We start from the raw sequence: 19,922 nt of genomic DNA on the forward strand, positions 1-19,922 counted from the left end.
TCCGCTGCCTCCGACCACCGCCGCAGCGGTGTGAGGGATCGCGGCGGCAACGGCCAGGAGGTATGGGAACCAAGACGGGCGCCGGAACAGGAGTAGGGCACCGACTAACAGGACGACCAAACCGAGGACTGTCAATGCGTATCCCTTACATTAAGCCAGGTCTGAAACCCAGCCCCCGGGTCGTGAACATTCGTTTCTAGCATATTGGTGATCAAGACAAACCCTGACCCGAGCCGAGTTACGGTCTCGCTCCCGCCATCGAATGAGCTTCAGCGCTCACCGGCCAACGCCTCAGGAGTATCCAAACGCCACCGGTAAAGGCCATTTCCACAAACAATGTGACGCTGGCGAGGCCCGTCGCGCCCGTGGAGTGTACAACCATTAGCGACAAAATCACCGAGGCAAGGCAAGCGATCAGCGTCAGCACGAAGCGTGAGCGGATTCGCCCGACTCCCATCAGGAAGGCTACGAGTGCGTAGTTTCCGGATTTCGGAGCGAAGGATAGAGCGACGAAAATGAAGACGAGGACGTCATCGAACTGCTGACCAAACAACAGCTCTATCAGCGGCTTTGCGAGTATTACGCAAAGTGCGACCGTTGCACCGCCAGCAAAGAACAAAGCCCAATAGGCCCAAGGGCTGGTGCCTCGTTCTCGCACGCGAGGGATCATCTGCAGCGACAAGGTACCTGGGAGCAAGTCGAGCGCCTGAATGAGACGATAGACGATCGTCAGCGTTGCTATTTGACTGAGAGGCAAGATCGCCGCGGCAATCAATAGCGGCGATTGCGAATAGAAAGCGCTCAGGGCACCCGTCACTCCGAATTCAAGAATGCGACGCGTAAGTCGTGGCTCACGCAGGTGAGCACGGGAAAGCGACCTGAATCTGATCCATAGGGCAGCCGCCGCGACCACCAGCGACGGGAGGGGCAGCAGCAGCAGCATACGAACGTCTGCTGAAAGGAATGCTCCGACGATGATCGGCAGCTTCAACAGAAATAGGATGACATCCGGTAGCGCATAGGCCGCATCCTTCTTCGCGACCATCGCCGGGATCCGGATAATCCGCCCCGTGCTGTCGACTGTTTGGGTAACAGCCAAGGCCAGCAGGAGCGCCAAGACTGTCGGAGGAATGTACCCCCCGGCGGGCCAAGCGATGAAGATAAGTGCCGCCACCGCTCCGACCGTTGCCAGTGTGAGATGAAAGCCGACCGCACGGGCGTAGACGTTTCTTGTGATCCGTCCGAGCGGGCTTGAGAGGAGAAAATTCCCGGCACCCGAGTCCGTCATCATCGCAAAGGAAGTCAGGAGTCCGAATCCTGCAACCAAGAGATCGCGATCTGTATCACTGCCGCGATTCGCTAACACCAGCATGATCGCCAACTGAAGAACTCGTACCAAACCGGTACTCACGGTCGGGAGCAAGAAAGCAGTCTTACGAATCCAGTTCATTCGGTCCTCGCGCCCGTCGCAACTGACCGCTGGAGCGAGACTGGGAGCCTCGTGTCGGTGCTATTCACTCTCGGCGACCCGTCGCGTTTGCTGGGTCTTCCGAGGCAGAGCGCTAAGCAGGTTCTTGGGGCGAGCGGGAACCGCTCCATGCGTCCTCGTCGAGTAGTCGCCCGCCGGTACCAGCTTCTTGAAGCGCGCCGGCACTCCGGCATATAGAGCGTATGGCGTGTCCAGGCCCCGTGTAACGACCGATCCCATTGCCACTACTGAGTGTGCAGGGACCGTTGCACCCATGACCAGGCTGCAACTTCCGCCAAGCATCGCGTATCTTTCGACACGAATGGGAAGGGAATCAAGGACGTTGTCAGCTACGTCAATACCGTGCGACATGAATACGGAGCGCACCCCGGCGACCGTCACAAATTCCTCAATTGCGATTCCGCCGGACGCGTCCAGGTAGTGACGGCTCGTAAGCGAAGAGTGGACTCCTAAGGAGAAGGAACCAGCGATGGTCGAGGAGGAGGCGTGCACCAGGAAAGGAGCAGCGGATATCCAGTTGAATTGGCCGATTTCAGACCAAGCGCCAAGGCTCACGACCTCAAGGCTCCGAAACACGTTGAAGGGTCCAATCCGGGCCCCGTCGCCCACGATTAGGCGCTTATTGCCGAGAAGTACGACGGGCGCGATCGATGCTGATCGGGCAACCTCATGGCCCAGCCAGCGGAGAAACATGTTCTTGAGCGTCGACGCCGGCAGGAAACCAACGACGAGTGTGATCAGTCGTTTCATCTTTACTTATTCCTTTTCTGCTGACAGGCCGGAGTTTCAGATCCGAGCGTAGTGCAGGGCACCCGAGCTTCCGCTTCTCCCGCACTCGCCAGCCTGCGATACGTTTTTGTCAGGAAAGCAGTTCTTTCACCCACGTGGTTACGGAGTATTTCTCGAACCCGCTGGGCAGACTTCCGTCTGGCTGGAGCTGCGACAGCGCCTGTCGGAGCCGCTCACTCGCTCCCTCCGAGTCGTAGTCCTCGATAACTAGGATTCGCGACGGATCATAGAAATCTGCATTACGTATCGCCTGGTTTCCAGTCACCAGAATGGCTCCTGAGGCGAGCACCTCGAAGGTGCGCATCGTTAGACCAGCCTGGTTACTACGCTGCAGGTCGAGCACCGCCTGAGAGCCTCGGAAGACGGCCGACACCTCTTCCTTGCTTAGCTTGTTGAAGCTGATTTCGGCCCATCCGACTTCGGAGAGATGGCGTGTTACGTATTTTTCCAGTGCAAAGAACCAGCGCGCAGGCGCATAGAAGAAGCTGTAGGTGTGCTCGAACGACTTGGTTAGGTTGGAAACAAACGCATACCGGTCAGAGTGCATCGTTCCCACAAACGTCAGCTCGTGAGGCCTGGCCACACCAGTCTCTGCTGCGTGAAACTGCGTTGAATAGAAGAGGGGCTTCAGATGGAGGGCGGGATACCTGGCAACGTCAGCTGCGTCAAAACTGAATGTTTTATCGTAGTGACCCAAATTCGCTTCTGACAGAGATCCCGGAGCCATCGCATCGAAGGAGTAGTACACCAGGTGTGCTTCAGGGTTCCTGGCGCGAAGTTCCAAGAGGAAGAAGGCCGGAACGACCTCGCCTTTCACCACAACGACGAAGTCATACTTGTTCGTTTTTGTCTCACGTAAGATTCGTGCGTAGTAGCTGCGCACAAAATTCTGCGAGATCCGTGTGCTTACCCGGAATAGTGCCTTGGCAAGCGACGAGTTACTTGGCCGCTCGTCATAGAAATCGACCGTGTGACCATTCGCCCGGAATGCCTCTGCGATGTCTGTCTCGTATCCGAAGAAGGCCGGTGACAAAAATAGGAGCCGGGAGTTGCCTACTGACGTCATTCTGAGACAATCCCGGTAACAGCTCCGGAAACATAGACGGGGCTTCCGGTCAGTTCCACTATCGAAGCCTTCGGATCGTCCCCGGTGGCCACCGATGCGCCATACATGTCACTTGTGCTCAATTTCCCCGAACTGCTGACGGTCACAGTCTTCGACGGTTCGGTGGTCCACATGACTCTGGTTTCCGTTCCTGCGCCGGAGAAGACATATGAATACACGCCTTCCGCGGTCTCATCAATTGACGAGAACGTGAGCCCGTCGATCTGCTTGGCCATAACCGCTTGGGCGACAGCAGCCTCCTTGGGCTCGTTTGCCACCGGCAGGAACGTCGAGGGCGCTTCAAACAACCCAAAGTTCCCTTCGATGCTGCCTTCAACTGCGTTACCGTTCGCAGCCTCGAACCAATACACGCGGCTCACACCATGACCCAACGCGATAGCCATTGTTCGGACCAGGTACTGGGCCTGAGACTCCTCTGTGACCCAGTTCGGAACGCTGGCCCAGCCCATCTCCGACAGCCAGATCGGCTTCGATTCCCCGCCGTTTGAATCACGGATCATCTGCCCGAGGCGCTCAAGTTCAGGTATCAGCATTTCCGGCGCCTCCGGCTGCACATAGGGGTGAGCGCTCACCACATCGGTGTAGTCCAAACCGCCGAGTTCAAAGAACTCGCTCAGCCAGTCCCACTGGATGCCCATGCCCGCATTTCCAGGGGCCACGATGGTCGCGTCAGGATTGGCGGCCTTCACTCCAGTCGCAGTTCCGGTGAGCATCTCCATGTAGCACTCGGGGGTGTGCCCACAAGCTCCAGTGTTGAAGGTGTGGTCGAACTCGTTGTAGACCTCGACTTCCGCGCCGTGGTGCTCGACTCCGGTGACGAGTTCCTGAGCGAACCGCGTGTATGCTGCGAGTCCCTCCGGCGAGCTTGGGGTGCGGTAATCGTCATAGAGCGGATTGGCGTATGCAGGAACCAATAGTGGGCTGATTCCTTCTTCGGAAAGCGTCTCTGTCGCGTCAAGTATTTGCTTCGGATAGGCATAAGTGCCCGGAGTCAACTCAATCCAATCCCAGTTCATTTCGATACGTGCGTGCTTGATGCCGGCGGTGCCCAATGTCGCAATGAGGTTGTTCAGCCGTTCCGTCCCGCCTGCATAGTGAAGGAACACACCAAACGGCGAAGTTGAACTCGTTGCCTTAGCTGAATCCTCGTCGAGGACTGCAATAGTCGTCGACCTGTCAACGGACCGGTCTCCCACCACCGCGTTTATTGTGGCGGTGTAGAGGCCTGGAGACAGCTCCCGCAGGTCGGCGATCGCTCGAGAGTCTTCGAAAACGGAGTCGCCGCTGTCGACGACTGCACCGGCCCGATCTGTCACCGACCAATTCAAAGTGCCTGTCGTGCTCCGTCGCGTGGCAAGCTGCAGATTCGTGCTGCCCTGGGGAAAGAGCAACGTAGGATTAATAACTGTAAGGTCGTACGAACTTGACTCAAAGCCACCGTTCATCAGTGGCAGCGCCCCACCACTCAGACCAGTGACGGATAGAGAATCGATTGTCGTTCCACCGGTGGGTCCCTCAACCGAGATTCGAAAGTGAAGCATTTCGGCGTCGGGCACGTAGTTGGTTTCGACATACGTCCAGTCGTATGTTCCTGCTGGGACCTGCACATAGGCGTCCGCAGCGGCATTCAGGGTTAGTCGAACGGCAGCCTCTGCAGCGTCGGTGCTCTTGACCCAGAATCCAATTGCGTACGTGGCGCCAGTCGCAGCCCAGAAGCTCTGCTCTAACCGTGCGGACTCACCAGAGCCGGGCGCAAGGTCGCTTGTTATCGAAACGGCCGAGGTGCCGTCGTGCAAGTCGTCGGACCCGAGGAAGCTAACGTGCTCCGAGGTGAGCTCCGGCGTCCACCATTCGAAGGAATCCGATGCCGGAGTGTCGTAGCCGATTGGAAGCACGCCAGCCGCGGTCGGTGAGGGTGAGGCAGTTGGACTCGCAGCACCGCCATCAGACCAAGGTTGGACGAGAAGGAGCGCACCGAGAGAAACCGCGAGCGTCATCGCGACTCCCGCGACCCACCAAGTCCGCTTCGTAAGCGCGGGCGACTTCCGCCGCCGCGCGTTTGTAGAAAGTCGATTGGTCATCGGCGAGTGCTCCCCAACAGAGTCAAATGTACGGTGGCACGTGCGATACGACGTACCAGCTGATCGCTCCCCCTGTGAGCCCCTGCCGCATCAGCCTATTCCACGTTCGGCTCCGATTGCGCCGACGTGTGGCCCAGTAAGGGGCGCCGCCCACCGAGCGTCAGCCGCGTCTCGCGGTTGACGCACGGCCAGAAGCCCAGGGATACCGATAGATCCATCGGATGTAGGGAACGCGGGAGACGGCTTCATAGATCCCAAGCGCAACACACACTGCAGCAGCCGTAGTAATGACGGGCATCAGGGCGATCGCCAGGGGGGAGTACGAGACGCTCATTGCCCACGCGAAAATCGCATTCGCGACGATAAGGAGCGGTAGGTGGGTCACGTAGATCGGCAACGTGCGCGTTCCAACCCAATGTCCGATCGCCCCAATCCGGGGAGATCGAGTGATGATTGCGAATCCTTGCACAACAGCACACGAGCCGATCAAAGTGAGAATCATCCAGAGGGGAGCGAACCATCCCGGGATCAGGTTCCAATGCGGGTCTACACGCTGCATAAGTAACTGAGCGGTCAAGTATCCGAGGCCTGCCAGCAGAACCCAGCGCCACTTCGCGACACGGACCACTGCTTCGAGCGCATGCGGGACAACCGCGCCGAGCAGGAAGAAGAAGAAATTCCGCATCAGTGAGCTGGCCAGCGATTGCTCTGCAATCGTCATGGCCGTTCCCACGAAGAACGTGATCGAAAGGACAATGTGCGTCGGCACTCGGCTCAAGACCTTGGCCAGAACGACGAAAACAGCCAAGGCCCATAGGTACCAAAGGTGGTTCTCTGGCCAGAGGACCTGCATGGCAGCGTTCGCCCATCCATAGTCACCAGGCAAGAACGGGTTGTGCGCTACGGTCGTATAAATTCCCGTCAGAATAACGAGCCAGACCATGTAGAAGTAACCGCTGCTGGCAACTCTTCTGCGAAAGAGTTGGCGCCAGTTGCCGCCGATGGCTCCTTTGGCGAAGTACCCAGACAGGATGAAGAACAGAGGAATCCTGACGGGAGTGAGCACCGAAACCACGTCAACCCAAGCGTAATAAACGGGCTGGGGAACGGACACCGTCGTCACGCCGTACCAGAGCACCGCATGGCCCAGGACGACCATGATGACGCAGAATGCTTTGGCGCTGTCGGCCCACACCAACCGTCTGACCTGCGAGCTCAAGGCGGGAGTCAACTCGGTCGTAGGCACGTCCGTAGCTTAACGCACACGGTCACCGCTGCTGCCAGCGTGCGGACACCCTTGAATCTGGTGGATGTGGCGGGCGGGGCGACCTAGTGCTTGTTCGATGCGACGGTCGAGCTCGTTCACCAATTCAGTTGTCTCTGGCCGACATCGGGACGCAAATGAACTGAACCTCAGCCGGCACGGAGAGCTGAAGAATATGCCCGGATCAGGTAGTCCTTGAACGGTCCGCTCGGTTAGTCCCTGCGTCTCGGCAATTCGTCTCTCTGGCGTACGACTAGCCTCACGCAGACGGTGGTTGGGGTCGTGTGCGGAATTCGGTATGCCCCAGTTCCGATAGCCGCCAGGACCGGCGCGTGCATGAGGCAAAGCGCATCAGACGAGGGAGCCGAAGGAGCCCACCCGTTCATCACGCTCAGGGAGGACGTCGCCGCCCGGGACGCCCCCTCCGCGCCTGCCTACCCGGCCAATGCCACCCACTTGAGCGGGTCTGGCTCGTTGGCGTTCAGCCACGCCCTTCTACAGCGGCTGGTGGCCGACCTGAACCGCATGATGAGTGTAAAGGACATCGATGAAACGAACACAACCTCGTTGGACCGACCCAACGTTGTCACGACGGGTGGCACCGGCGTCGGGGTCGCGGGAATGCTGAAAACCCACTGCACGCTGACCTCGGCCACAAGCGAACACGTGAGGGTCGAGGCTGAGATAGCAGTTGCGGCCTGGGATGCTACTTCGGGTCGGGGGTGCTGTCTCGGCCGACGGTGCCGTCGTCGCGTCCGATGTGCTTGTCGGCCGCATCGCGGGCGTTCTGGATCTTGTCGGCGTGCTTGTCACCGGTGACCTTGTTGGCCGCCGCGGCCGCGCCGTCGATGACCTTGTCGGAGATCTCCTCGCCCTTTTCGCTGTTGAGGAACTCCTGGGCCTTGCGGGTGATGTCGTTGAGGTTCATTTGGGTCTCCGATCTTGGGGGTGGGTGGTAACGAGATTAGTTCGGGTCGCGGGGTCTCGACAAGCTCGACCAGCGGAACGCCCTCGACCAGCGGAACGCGCTCGAACGGCGGACGGGGCGCGACGAGCGGGTTGGGTTGCGGGGTCTCGACAAGCTCGACCAGCGGACGCGCTCGTCCAGCGAAACGCGCTCGACCAGCGGACGGGGCGCGACGAGTGGGTTGGGTTGCAGGGTCTCGACAAGCTCGACCAACGGTCGCGGGGACGACAAAAGGGCCGGTCCCGAAGGACCGACCCTGTTGTTGTTGACTAGCTCAGCGAGTGAGCAGGCCTACTGAATTACTTGAGAACCTTGATGACGGTTCCGGCGCCGACGGTGCGGCCACCTTCACGAATAGCGAAGCCGAGGCCCTCTTCCATGGCGATCGGCTGGATCAGCGCGACAGTCATTTCCACGGTGTCGCCAGGCATGACCATCTCGGTGCCCTCGGGCAGCGTGATGACGCCGGTGACGTCCGTGGTGCGGAAGTAGAACTGCGGGCGGTAGTTCGCGTAGAACGGGTTGTGACGCCCACCCTCATCCTTTGACAGGATGTACGCGGTGCCCTCGAAGTCGGTGTGCGGCGTAACCGAACCCGGCTTGACGACAACCTGGCCGCGCTCAACGTCTTCGCGCTTGGTGCCACGAAGAAGAAGACCACAGTTCTCGCCGGCCCATGCCTCGTCGAGCTGCTTGTGGAACATCTCGATACCAGTGACCGTGGTCTTGATGGTCGGGCGGATGCCGACAACCTCGACCTCGGAGTTGATCTTGAGGGTTCCACGCTCGGCGCGGCCGGTGACGACGGTTCCACGACCGGTGATCGTGAAGACGTCCTCGATCGGCATCAGGAAGGGCTTGTCCTTGTCGCGGACGGGCTCCGGGAAGTAGTCATCCACTGCCTGCATGAGCTCGAGGATCTTTGCAACCCACTTGGGGTCACCCTCGAGCGCCTTGAGGGCGGAAACCTGAACGACGGGGGCGTTGTCGCCATCGAAGCCCTGGCTGGAGAGCAGTTCACGAACCTCGAGCTCAACGAGCTCAAGGATCTCTTCGTCGTCGACCGCGTCGGACTTGTTCAGCGCGACGAGCAGGGACGGCACGCCGACCTGCTTGGCGAGAAGAACGTGCTCACGGGTCTGAGCCATCGGGCCGTCAGTAGCGGCAACCACGAGGATCGCGCCGTCCATCTGAGCAGCACCGGTGATCATGTTCTTGATGTAGTCAGCGTGGCCCGGAGCGTCAACGTGTGCGTAGTGACGCTTCTCGGTCTCGTACTCAACATGCGAGATGTTGATCGTGATGCCGCGCTGGCGCTCTTCGGGAGCGGAGTCGATCGACGCGAAGTCGCGCTGAACGTTGGTCTTGGAAGGGAACGTGTCGGCAAGGACCTTCGAGATAGCTGCCGTCAGCGTGGTCTTTCCGTGGTCAACGTGACCGATCGTTCCGATGTTTACGTGCGGCTTGGTCCGCTCGAACTTGGCCTTGGCCACTGTGGGTCCTCCTCAGGACTCTCGGCTCCACCGGACGTTGGTTTACGCCCGGTGGAACTGCTGGATTTGTGTGTTTATGTTACTCGGGCCAGGAGGCCTAAGCGATTCGGCCCGAAGGCCGGGGGGTTATTCGCCCTTGTTCTTCTGGATGATCTCGTCGGCAACAGCCTTCGGGACCTCCTGGTAGCTCTCGAAAGTCATCGAGTACACCGCACGGCCCGAGGTCTTGGACCTCAGGTCGCCGATGTAACCGAACATCTCCGACAGCGGAACGTTGGCGCGGATAACCTTCACGCCCTGTGCGTCCTCCATGGTCTGGATCTGGCCACGGCGAGAGTTGAGGTCACCGATGACGTCACCCATGTATTCCTCAGGGGTGCGCACCTCGACGGCCATCAACGGCTCGAGAAGAACGGGGTTTGCCTTACGAACGGCTTCCTTGAAGCCCATCGAACCGGCAATCTTGAACGCCATCTCCGAGGAGTCGACGTCGTGAGCGGCACCGTCAAGCAGGCTCGCCTTGACGCCGACCATCGGGTAGCCGGCGAGCACGCCCACGTTGAGTGCATCCTGGATTCCGGCGTCAACCGAAGGGATGTACTCACGGGGGATGCGTCCGCCGGTGACCTTGTTCACGAACTCGTACGACTTGTCGGCAGTGATTTCAAGCGGCTCGATCGCGAACTGAATCTTCGCGAACTGGCCGGATCCACCGGTCTGCTTCTTGTGCGTGTAGTCGTGACGCTCGACGGCCTTCTTGATCGTCTCGCGGTAAGCAACCTGGGGCTTGCCGACGTTCGCCTCAACGTTGAATTCACGCTTCATGCGGTCGACGAGGATGTCCAGGTGAAGCTCGCCCATTCCCTTGATGACCGTCTGACCAGTTTCCTGGTTCTGCTCGGTACGGAAAGTGGGGTCTTCTTCGGCCAGCTTCTGGATCGCGAGACCCAGCTTTTCCTGGTCCTGCTTGGTCTTCGGCTCGATGGCGACCTCGATAACCGGGTCAGGGAACGTCATCGACTCGAGTACGACCTGCTGCTGCGGGTCGCACAGGGTGTCGCCGGTGGTGGTGTCCTTGAGCCCGATGACCGCGTAGATGTGACCGGCGGTAACGAAACCGACCGGGTTCTCCTTGTTGGCGTGCATCTGGAAGATCTTGCCGATGCGCTCCTTCTTGCCCTTGGTCGAGTTGATGACCTGGGCTCCGGAGTCGAGACGACCCGAGTAGACGCGCACGTAGGTGAGGCGACCGAAGAACGGGTGCACCGCAACCTTGAAAGCCAGAGCCGCGAACGGCTCGTCGGCGTTCGGGTGCAGCATGACGACCTTTTCTTCGTCGCGAGCGTCGTGCGCCTCAATGGCGGGCACGTCAAGCGGCGTCGGCAGGTAGTCAACAACGGCATCCAGCATCGGCTGCACACCACGGTTCTTGAACGCAGAACCGCAGAGGACCGGGTAGATCTCGCTGGCGACCGTGAGCTTGCGGATCGCGTGCTTGATCTCGGACACGGTCAGCTCTTCACCGGAGAAATACTTCTCCATGAGCTCGTCGTCGGTTTCGGCGACGGTCTCGAGGAGCAGCTTGCGGTATTCCGCAGCCTTCTCGGCGAGGTCGGCGGGGATCTCTTCGATGGCGTACTTCGCGCCCATCTCAACGTCACCCTTGGAGTCGCCACGCCAGGTCAGCGCGCGCATCTCGACGAGGTCAACGACCCCTTCGAAGTTCGACTCTTCACCGATCGGCAGCTGGATGACCAGCGGCTTGGCGCCGAGGCGCTTGATGATGGTGTCGACGGTGTAGTAGAAGTCGGCGCCGAGCTTGTCCATCTTGTTGACGAAGCAAATGCGGGGCACGTCGTACTTGTCGGCCTGGCGCCAGACGGTCTCGGACTGGGGCTCAACGCCCTCCTTGCCGTCGAACACGGCGACAGCACCGTCGAGCACGCGGAGCGAACGCTCCACCTCGACGGTGAAGTCCACGTGGCCGGGGGTGTCGATGATGTTGATCTGGTTGCCGGCCCAGAAGCACGTCGTGGCAGCGGACGTGATGGTGATGCCACGTTCCTGCTCCTGTGCCATCCAGTCCATCGTGGAGGCGCCATCGTGCGTCTCACCGATCTTGTGGTTCACACCCGTGTAAAACAGGATGCGCTCAGTGGTGGTGGTCTTGCCGGCATCAATGTGGGCCATGATGCCGATGTTGCGGACCTTGCTCAGGTCGGTGAGCACGTCAAGTGCCACGGGTGTCCTCCGGAAGTTTTGTGAAAGATGAGGTTGAACAGGCCTTGTCGGCCGGGCTTAGCCCGCCGGTCGAGCTTGTCGAGACCAGGTCTCGACGAGCTCGACCAGCGAGTAGCGACTACCAGCGGTAGTGAGCGAAAGCCTTGTTCGCTTCAGCCATCTTGTGAGTGTCCTCACGACGCTTCACAGCGGCACCGAGGCCGTTGGACGCGTCGAGGATCTCGTTGGTGAGACGCTCGGTCATGGTCTTCTCGCGACGCGCCTTGGCGTAGCTGGTCAACCAACGCAGCGCGAGAGTGTTCGCACGGTGCGGCTTGACTTCGACGGGCACCTGGTAGGTGGAACCACCGACGCGGCGCGAACGCACCTCGAGGGTCGGGCGCACGTTGTCGAGTGCCTTCTTCAGCGTGACAACAGCATCCGCACCGTTCTTGGCAACGACGCCTTCGAGTGCATCGTAAACGATGCGCTCGGCGAGGCCCTTTTTGCCGTCGAGGAGGATCTTGTTGACCAGCTGGCTAACAATGGGGGCGCCGTATACCGGGTCAGCGATAACGGGACGCTTGGGCGCTGGGCCTTTACGAGGCATTACTTCTTCTCCATCTTGGCGCCGTAGCGGCTACGAGCCTGCTTGCGGTTCTTGACTGCCTGGGTGTCCAGGGCGCCTCGAACGATCTTGTAACGAACACCGGGGAGGTCCTTAACACGACCACCGCGAACGAGCACCATCGAGTGCTCCTGCAGGTTGTGGCCTTCACCGGGGATGTAGGCGGTGACCTCGGTACCGTTGGACAGCTTGACGCGAGCAACCTTGCGGAGAGCCGAGTTCGGCTTCTTCGGGGTGGTCGTGTACACGCGCGTGCAAACGCCGCGCTGCTGGGGGTTGGACTTCAGGGCGGGAGCCTTGGTCTTGGTGACCTTGGGGCTGCGTCCCTTTCGCACCAACTGCTGAATGGTGGGCACTAATAACTCCTTGTTTTTGCTGCACGGTGACAGCTGACTGATGTCAAAGCATTCGAATCGCACTTCTCAGTGCTCATCGAGTTCATCTGGACCCGCCGGACATCACGGAATTGCTTCCGGTCATTCTGGTGGGTATGCCGTGGGGGCCGCTCGGAGAGCAAACCCTGTTTGCGTGAAGTGTCGGGGCGTCTGAAGTGCAACCCGATGTCAGACAACGAAGCGGCATAACTGAAGCGCACGACAAAGCGCACACCGGATAATTCTAAACCCCGCCGGGGCGGCGGGTCAAGCGAGCCCGGTTGGTCGAGCCTGTCGAGACCCCGCGTACCGTTCCACGGTCCCCACCAATCGTTGGTCGAGCCTGTCGAGACCCCGCGAGCCGATTCACTTACCTGCTGTGCGGGTCAAGCGTGCTGCCCAGATCGGCCAGCAGCGCCTGCACCTGCGGTTCCACGAACGTGGCGATGGCCTGCTGCAGCTCGGCGCGGTGCCCGCGGAGGTCGGCGCACACCCGTTTGCCCACCAGGCCGGCGTAGTCATCCGCCAGCCGCATCTCCACCCGCAGGGCCGCCTTCTCCTCGATGCTCAGCGGGGGCGGCACGAGTTCGGGGTCGTCGGCGGTGAGCGGCTGCACGAACTCCTCGAAGGTGAACAGGTACGGAGAGTCCGGTTCGGCGGGCGGGTCCAGGTCGATGCCGTCGAACTCCGGCTCGAGGCCCTCGAGCGGCCGGTACGCCTGCGCGGCCCGGCGCAGTTCGATGAGGCCCAGTTCACGGTTGAGCAGCGGCAGGCTCTGTGCGGTGTAGGTCTCCACCTCGTCTTCGACGAGCGTCTTCATGCGCATCGAGAGCGGATGTTGCACCGCGTGCGGCACATCCGTGTCGAGTCCGGCGGCGCGCAGCACCGGGGAGCCGAAGCACTGCTGGCAGAGTCTGGAGCGTGCCCGGTGCGTGCCGGGCCGCCATCGCGGAACCCAACGCAGCCAGGCCTCGACCTCGCGGTCGACCCGCGACTCGATGGATGCATCCATGACTGTCAAGTTTAGTCGCTGTAAGGCCCGGAGTCACCCGGTTTCGACAAGCTCAACCAACGGAACGGGGGCGACCCGCGTAACTGGCCGACCATCTCGCTGGTCGAGCTTGTCGAGACCCCATAAGCCGACCTCTGAACGCACGTCACCAGGTTTCGACAAGCTCAACCAACGGAACGGGGGCGACCATCTCGCTGGTCGAGCTTGTCGAGACCCCGTAAGCCGACCTCTGAACGCACGTCACCGGGTTTCGACAAGCTCAACCAACGGAACGGGGGCGACCATCTCGCTGGTCGAGCTTGTCGAGACCCCGTAAGCCGACCTCTGAACGCACGTCACCGGGTTTCGACAAGCTCAACCAACGGGCGGTCTCGATCCGTGGGAATGGTCACGAGATCTCGACAAGCTCGATCAGCGGGTGAGCGCGATCAGCGGGCGAGCTCGATCAGCGGAGAGGGCTCGACCAGCGGAGCGGGAGGGCCTGCTCAGCCGAAGTAGCGGTCGGGGCGGTGGTTCATGGCGATGATCATGTTGAGGATGACCGCGCCCACCACCGAGAGCAGCACCATCGGCAGCGGCAGGGTCGCGAAGGCGGCGAGCACGATGAGCACGTCCACCACGAGCTGCACGTAGCCGGCGCGCCAGCCGCGGCTCTTCTGCAGGTAGAGCGCCAGGATGTTGACCCCGCCCAGGCTGGCCTGGTGACGGAACAGCACGATCAGGCCGATGCCGGCCAGCAGACTGCCGAGCAGCGTGGCGTAGATCGGGTTCATATCCCCGATTTCGAGCATGAGCGGGTGCACCTCGGAGAACACCGAGACGAGCACCACGGCGACGAGGGTCTTGACCGTGAAGCGCCAGCCCATGCGCCAGATCGCCAGGGCGAAGAACGGCAGGTTGACCAGCACGAACCACACTCCGAACGACCAGCTGGTGGCGTAGCTGGCCAACAGGGCGATGCCGGCGGTGCCGCCTGTGGCCACGCCGACCTCTTTCAGCAGGTACAGCCCGAATGAGACCGCGAAGGTGCCGATGAGCAGCGCCACCGCGTTCTCGACCCGGCTGTGCGGCACCCGCTGCGGACGCTCGGACGGGTCGACGATCGGGGCGGAAGCGGCGCGCGTCACGCGCGCGGCTCGGGGGTGAAGATGGCGCAAGTCATTACGCCATGGTATCGAGCCGGGGGCTCAGCCCAGCGCCGCCGGCCTCTCGGGTACCGGTCCGGGCCAGGGGCCGTACCGGTCGGCCATCTCGTCCATGGACACGGCCAGGGTGGGGCCGGTCATCCCGGTCCAGCCGAGGGCGGCGGCGGCCGGCGCCAGGTCGAGGGCCGAGTCGCCGTCCCGGAACGCTACAGACGCCGTGGTGGTGGGCTCCTCCGCGGTCGCGGACCAGGCCATGGCGAGCGTGTAGTCCAGCAGCGCGGGCACATCGCCCGGGTAGCCGGCCTCGAGGTTCAGCCCGACGGTCAGTTCCAGTTGGTTGGGCAGCCCCACCGGCCCGGTCGAGACGAACGCCGCGCTCACCCCGGGCAGCTGGCTCAGTTCGTCGGTGACCTGCGCCGTAGTGCGGGTCGCGGTCGCTGAGGGGTTCGGGGCCGTGGGCTGGCCGGACCGGCCGAAACCGGCACATCCGCCCAGCGCCAGCGCGGCGCTCAGGGTCGCCGCGACGAGCAGAACCGTTCGGCGGATCGTCAACGCGTGGTGCCGGCGGTTCATGGGTTGCGTTGCGCTCCGTAGTCGGTGGTGGTGGACACGACCGCGCCGGTTTCCGTGTTGGTCGTGGTGGTCGTGGTGATGTGGGTCTGGTCGTCGGTGACCATGGTCACTGCCAACTCGGCATCCGCGTCCGGGAAGTACTCCCCCGCGGACTCGGTGAATGCGGTGACGCTCGGGTCCGACGACGCCGAAACCTCGCCGGCCGTGATTGCGTACCGTTCGGCGTTGTGCGCGCCCTGTTCGCCGGCGATGCCGACCGGCACGCCGTTGTCGCCCGGCAGTGACGGGGCGGAGGCCTGCACGGTGGTCCAGTTCGCGGCGTCGGGGTTGTTGTGGCCGTCGAGCTTGGCCACCGGGTCTTCGTCGAACTCGATCGAGAGCACCTGCACGTCGCTGGGGATGTCGAAGTTGGCCACGGGAGATCCGCCGGTGACGACGTGGGTGAAGTTGTAGTTCAGGCTCGGATCGGCGGCCATCTGCCCGGCGACGATGCCACCCAGGCTGAAGCCCTGGATCATCACCGGGTTGTCCTTGGTGATGCCGGCCTCCTGCATCGCCGCATCCACGGCGCTGGACAGCGCCGTCTGCTGGGCGAGCATGGCGTGGGTGTCGCTGGTGACGTCGTTCGGGGTGCTGCCGGCGGCCGGGTCCCACACCTGGGTGCTGGGCACCTGCACGATGAAACTCGGCGGGGTGCCGGGCACCTCGGTGATGCGGATGCGCGCCAGTGCGTCTTCGTCGCCGGTGGCGGAGGTGTCGTATTTGTCGATCTGCGCCGACCCGGTGAACAGGCCCTCGAGGCTGGTCGGGGTGGCGACGTCGGCTCCGACGATTTCGGGCGGATTGATCAGGTTGTCGCTTGTGAGCAGCGGTCCGTCGTCGAAGAAGCCGCCCTGGTTGCCCGCCCCGATGATGGCCTGCAGCGCCTGCTCGTAGCTGGTGGGCGGCCACGGCACCCCGGTGAGCTTGGCCAGCAGCGCGTTGCTGGCAACCGGGCCCAGCAGCAGCGTCAGCGGCAGGGTGAGACCGGAGAGCAGCCCCGGGGCGCCCTGGGCGATCAGGTCGACGGCCCAGGCGTTCTCCCCCGCCAGTTCGTTGAGCTGGGCCAGCTGGTCGGCGAGGGTGCCGTCCACGGTTTCCTGCGCCTCGTCGCCGTCGTAGTTCGCCGCCGCGCCGGCCAGGACCAGTCCGAGCGCGAGGGCGGGATTGGCGAGCGAGCCGGGGTGGGCGAGCACGTTCTCGACGCCCTCGCCGAGCGACTCCAGCGCCTCGCCGCCGTAGCCGGCCGCGTAGACCAGGGCCACATCGGCGGCCGCGACCAGGCCGAGGCCCACGGCGAGCGGCACGGCCATCACGCCCACGATGAAGGTGCCGGTGTTCACGGCCGCATCGGCAAGGATCGAGAGGCTGCGGTCAACGGCCTCGTAGGCATCCACGGCGCCGGCCAGGAACACCGCGGTGACACCGGCGTCGGTGGCGAAGATCAGCATCTGGCCGGTGGCGAACGCGATCTGCTGCTCGGCCGCCGCCGCGGTGATCGGCGAGAGGATGGCGGAGGCCAGCAGGTCGCCGTCCACCGCGATGCCGGCGGCGCTGCGAGCCTGGTCCACGAGCTGCTGCGCCATCGCCGCGAGCTGCCCGGACTCGGTGCGCATGTCATCGAGGTGCGCACCGATGCCGCCCGCTCCCCCGGCGACGGTGAAGGTGGGCTCAGCCACGGAGCACCCCGAGCAGCGAGCCGATGGCGGTGGTGACCTGGCCGGTGATCGCGGCCGGGCCGGTGGTATCGATGCGCACCCGGCTGGAGTCGACGACGTCGACGGTGGACTCGATGCGGCCCACCAGCGGGGTGTCGGCGCTCAGCTGGAACCAGCCGTCCGCGCTGCGGAACCAGTGCACGGCGAGGGCGTCGCCGGTGAGAGAGGTGGCGGCCACGCTGTAGCCGGCGTCGATACCGAACGAGGGCCCGGTGAGCACCTGCTCGGACTGGGGCAGCCCCACTTCGAGTGCGGCCGCGTGGATGATCTCGGGGCTGCCGGTGCGGATGGCGCCGATCATGCCCTGGGCCAGGGTGAGCGGCAGCACGACGGATGCGGGCCGGCCGCGCGGGGTCGGGGTGCTGGTCTTCGGTTCGAGGCGCACGAGCGAGCGCAGCGTTTCGCCGATCAGGGCGGAAACGGGGAACGCGGAGAGTTCGACGGCATCCTCGTTGGCGGGGTGGCTGCCGTGGTCGTCGAGTCGTTGGCCGCGCACCAGTGAGGCGGCGAAGCCGGCGCGCACGGCGATGATCTGTGCGATGGTGCGGCCTCCGCCCCAGGAGTGCACGGCGAGGAGCAGGGCGGGCTCGGTGAACAGGCCGAGGAAGCCGAGCACGGCCGGGTGCACCCGGGCGGCGAAGTCGTCGGTCGGGGCGTCGGTGGGCGCCGCCCGCAGCAGGCCCTGGTCGATGAGGCCCAGCTCGGCGACGAGCATCCGTTCGTCACGTTCGTTGTCGCCCACCTCGGCGCCCCAGGCGGAGTGGAACTCGCCCGGCAGGGTGATGCCGGGGCAGCGGCTTTGCAGCAGGTGCAGCTGGTCGACGGTGAGGCCGAACCGGGCCGGTGTGGTCGGGGAGGTGGGCGTGGTGGAGAAAGCCATGGTTACCAGCCCCGTCGGTGGAAGGTGTCGGCCAGGTCGAGCCAGTCGGGCGAGCCCGGGGTCGGCAGTTCCCGAACCGTGCGGATGAGTTCGTCGGCTTCGCTCACGAGCGCGCGGGGAACTTCGGTGCCGAAGAATTCGAAGACGTTCTCGACGCCCTCTGAAATCACCTCGACGGTGTTGCCCACCAGCCGGGCGGCGTCGTTCCAGCGGTCGGAGATCCACTGCTCGGCTTCGACGATGGCCTGTTTCACGGCTTCGACCGACCGGATGTGCGCGTCGATCGCGTCGGCCGCCTCGTCGAGCGAAGTGGCGGAGGTGTCGAGATTGGTGGCCCGCTGGCCGAGCTGCTCGATGAACGTCGCCGCGGCGGACGACACCCAGGTCGTGCCCACGGCGGAACGCAGCGTGGTGGCGCGGGTGCGGGTGTCCTCGGCGAGGGTGCGCAGCGCGGCGGATTGCCGGCCGAGTGCCGTCATATCGCCGTACATGCGGTCTCCCTGGGGTGAATGCTCTGGGTTAGGACTCAGGTGTGGCTTGGGGTGCGGTGCAGATCGACCAAAGGCGTGACCGGAAACCGGTCACGCCTTTGGTCTGAAGAAGCGGAATTAGCCGCCGATGCCGCGGGCGAGCTCGCTGTCGACGTTCTCCAGGGCGGTGGCCGCCCGGGTGAGGAACTCCGACATGCCCTGGAGGCCGTTGACTGCCTCGGTGGTGCCCTTGGTGAACTGCTCGTACGAGGTGTGGAAGGCGCCCGACGCGGCGTCGGTGACGAAGCCACCGGCGACGAGGTTGTTGACCAGGCTCTGCAGCTGCGACAGCTTGGCGGTGAGGTCGTCCTTGCCAGCGATCAGGCTGCGCGACGCATCGTTCATCTCGCCGTAAGTTACGTTCATATTCGCCATGAGTTACTGCTCCTTATTAGTAGTTCGGGGCCAACCCCCTCAGGCCGACCGACTATGTACAACCTAACGAACCCGGGTAGGAATGCGGAATGGGCAGCACTCCCCATGCACCCCATCGCTGCCGGTTGAGCCTGCCGAAACCAGGTGCACCAACCTGCGAACGCAACCGGCCCGCTGGTTGAGCTTGTCGAAACCACGTGAGGCGGGCCGGGCGGGGTGAACCACCAGAGGCCGGGTCGCGGGGTCTCGACAAGCTCGACCAACGAGGCGCCGTTGGGAGGCCGAGTCGCGGGGCTCGGAGTCAGGTGACGGACTCGGCGCTGTAGAGCGACTTGCCCGAACGCCAGGCGTTGAGGCAGCCGATCAGCGCCACGGCGGCGCAGCCGGCAGCGATCCAGAGGATCCAGGCCAGCAGAGCGGCATCGGGAACCGGGACGCACTCGGCTGTGTAGCAGCTCTGGGCACCGAGCTGATAGAGCAGCGGGATGGTGCCGAGGGCCGCCCCGCAGCAGAACGCGAACCACAACTCGAGGCGGAATTGGTAGGACAGGAAGCGCCAGAGCCGCTGGCTGACCGAACCGTAGACGATGCCGCCGCCGAACCGGGCGGTCAGGCGCTCGTAGGTCATCCGCTTGACGAAGGAGAAGACCAGCACGACGGTCATCCCGGCCGCGAAGGTGCCGTGGGCCACGAGCAGCGTCCACAGACTGGAGTCGGCGTCGGCGAAGACGTCGGTGGTGATGTCGTAGTGCACCGGCAGGGCGATCAGCACGACCCAGGCCAGGATGCTGACCAGCAGCCAGAGCGCCCGGGACCAGAGCCGGGCGGGTCGCAGCACGACCACGTTCGAGCCGCCCTGGAAGGCGCCTCGCTCACGGGTGAACCACAGGCCGCGCCGGTGATACTCGGCCAGGAACAGCGGCACCGCGGCGACCATCAGGATCAGGAACGGCGCGGTGACGAGGTTGTCTCCCCAGGTCTCCCCGCCGGCGAATTCGCGCAGGTCATCGCCGCCTGCGGTGCGCGCGGCCATCAGGGAGAGAAGCACCATCGCCGCGGCGACCAACATTCCGCCCACGATGTAGAGAGTGGATGCGCTGAACGGAGTGGGTTGGCTCGGGGTCTTGTCCGAGCCCACCGTGCGGGAACGGCTGGCGATCTCGGCCTTGCGGCGCTGCGCGGCGCTGAGGCGGCGAGGCTGGGCAGACCGGGGCACGGG

Annotated in this window: 18 protein-coding genes; all 18 read right to left on the bottom strand. The window is 63.2% G+C overall.

The window, feature by feature from the left end:
- Window positions 1-238 precede the first annotated feature (238 nt).
- Entirely contained in the window at window positions 239-1,423 is a 1,185-nt protein-coding gene (locus CXY76_RS14535; RefSeq protein WP_158253913.1) for a lipopolysaccharide biosynthesis protein, read from the bottom strand.
- Between the two features lie 87 nt (window positions 1,424-1,510).
- On the bottom strand, window positions 1,511-2,239 hold the full coding sequence (locus CXY76_RS14540) for a hypothetical protein (RefSeq protein ID WP_104165759.1): 729 nt from the start codon (window positions 2,237-2,239) through the stop codon (window positions 1,511-1,513).
- Between the two features lie 109 nt (window positions 2,240-2,348).
- Window positions 2,349-3,344: a glycosyltransferase gene (locus CXY76_RS14545; RefSeq protein WP_146073467.1), complete on the bottom strand. Its 996-nt coding sequence runs from the start codon at window positions 3,342-3,344 to the stop codon at window positions 2,349-2,351.
- The gene (locus CXY76_RS19280; RefSeq protein WP_158253914.1) at window positions 3,341-5,299 is read right to left on the bottom strand and encodes a glycosyl hydrolase; all 1,959 of its coding nucleotides are present in this window, start codon (window positions 5,297-5,299) and stop codon (window positions 3,341-3,343) included. The genes CXY76_RS14545 and CXY76_RS19280 overlap by 4 nt, the downstream gene beginning before the upstream one ends.
- Before the next feature lie 346 nt (window positions 5,300-5,645).
- Entirely contained in the window at window positions 5,646-6,731 is a 1,086-nt protein-coding gene (locus CXY76_RS14555; RefSeq protein WP_104165765.1) for an acyltransferase family protein, read from the bottom strand.
- A gap of 724 nt (window positions 6,732-7,455) precedes the next feature.
- A complete protein-coding gene (locus tag CXY76_RS14560) occupies window positions 7,456-7,677 on the bottom strand; it encodes an antitoxin (RefSeq protein WP_104165767.1) in 222 nt (73 codons plus the stop codon).
- A 338-nt stretch (window positions 7,678-8,015) separates the two neighbouring features.
- Complete coding sequence (tuf, locus tag CXY76_RS14565) at window positions 8,016-9,209, bottom strand: elongation factor Tu (protein WP_088457194.1); 1,194 nt, start codon at window positions 9,207-9,209, stop codon at window positions 8,016-8,018.
- Between the two features lie 126 nt (window positions 9,210-9,335).
- The gene (gene fusA, locus CXY76_RS14570; protein WP_104165769.1) at window positions 9,336-11,450 is read right to left on the bottom strand and encodes an elongation factor G; all 2,115 of its coding nucleotides are present in this window, start codon (window positions 11,448-11,450) and stop codon (window positions 9,336-9,338) included.
- A 118-nt stretch (window positions 11,451-11,568) separates the two neighbouring features.
- A complete protein-coding gene (gene rpsG / locus CXY76_RS14575) occupies window positions 11,569-12,039 on the bottom strand; it encodes a 30S ribosomal protein S7 (RefSeq protein WP_066597688.1) in 471 nt (156 codons plus the stop codon).
- Window positions 12,039-12,413, bottom strand: coding sequence for a 30S ribosomal protein S12 (rpsL, locus tag CXY76_RS14580; protein WP_055811472.1), 375 nt, complete (start codon window positions 12,411-12,413; stop codon window positions 12,039-12,041). Before rpsL ends, rpsG begins: the two co-directional genes overlap by 1 nt.
- Window positions 12,414-12,801: 388 nt before the next feature.
- Window positions 12,802-13,443: a spermidine/putrescine ABC transporter substrate-binding protein gene (locus tag CXY76_RS14585; RefSeq protein ID WP_104165771.1), complete on the bottom strand. Its 642-nt coding sequence runs from the start codon at window positions 13,441-13,443 to the stop codon at window positions 12,802-12,804.
- Window positions 13,444-13,928: 485 nt separating this feature from the next.
- Window positions 13,929-14,570: a YitT family protein gene (locus CXY76_RS14590; protein ID WP_233199870.1), complete on the bottom strand. Its 642-nt coding sequence runs from the start codon at window positions 14,568-14,570 to the stop codon at window positions 13,929-13,931.
- A gap of 60 nt (window positions 14,571-14,630) precedes the next feature.
- Entirely contained in the window at window positions 14,631-15,161 is a 531-nt protein-coding gene (locus tag CXY76_RS14595; RefSeq protein ID WP_104165773.1) for a hypothetical protein, read from the bottom strand.
- Window positions 15,158-16,879 (bottom strand): hypothetical protein, encoded by a 1,722-nt coding sequence (locus tag CXY76_RS14600; protein ID WP_104165775.1) that lies wholly within the window; start codon window positions 16,877-16,879, stop codon window positions 15,158-15,160. Before CXY76_RS14600 ends, CXY76_RS14595 begins: the two co-directional genes overlap by 4 nt.
- Complete coding sequence (locus CXY76_RS14605) at window positions 16,872-17,798, bottom strand: hypothetical protein (protein WP_104165777.1); 927 nt, start codon at window positions 17,796-17,798, stop codon at window positions 16,872-16,874. Before CXY76_RS14605 ends, CXY76_RS14600 begins: the two co-directional genes overlap by 8 nt.
- A 2-nt stretch (window positions 17,799-17,800) precedes the next feature.
- Window positions 17,801-18,289, bottom strand: coding sequence for a hypothetical protein (locus CXY76_RS14610; protein WP_104165779.1), 489 nt, complete (start codon window positions 18,287-18,289; stop codon window positions 17,801-17,803).
- Window positions 18,290-18,406: 117 nt separating this feature from the next.
- Window positions 18,407-18,703, bottom strand: a complete 297-nt coding sequence (locus tag CXY76_RS14615) for a WXG100 family type VII secretion target (protein WP_088457201.1) — start codon at window positions 18,701-18,703, stop codon at window positions 18,407-18,409.
- A gap of 301 nt (window positions 18,704-19,004) precedes the next feature.
- Window positions 19,005-19,919 (bottom strand): hypothetical protein, encoded by a 915-nt coding sequence (locus CXY76_RS14620; RefSeq protein ID WP_104165781.1) that lies wholly within the window; start codon window positions 19,917-19,919, stop codon window positions 19,005-19,007.
- Window positions 19,920-19,922 lie beyond the last annotated feature (3 nt).

Origin of the sequence: Cryobacterium sp. N22, assembly GCF_002929555.1 — a bacterium.
In the GTDB taxonomy this organism is placed as follows: domain Bacteria; phylum Actinomycetota; class Actinomycetes; order Actinomycetales; family Microbacteriaceae; genus Cryobacterium.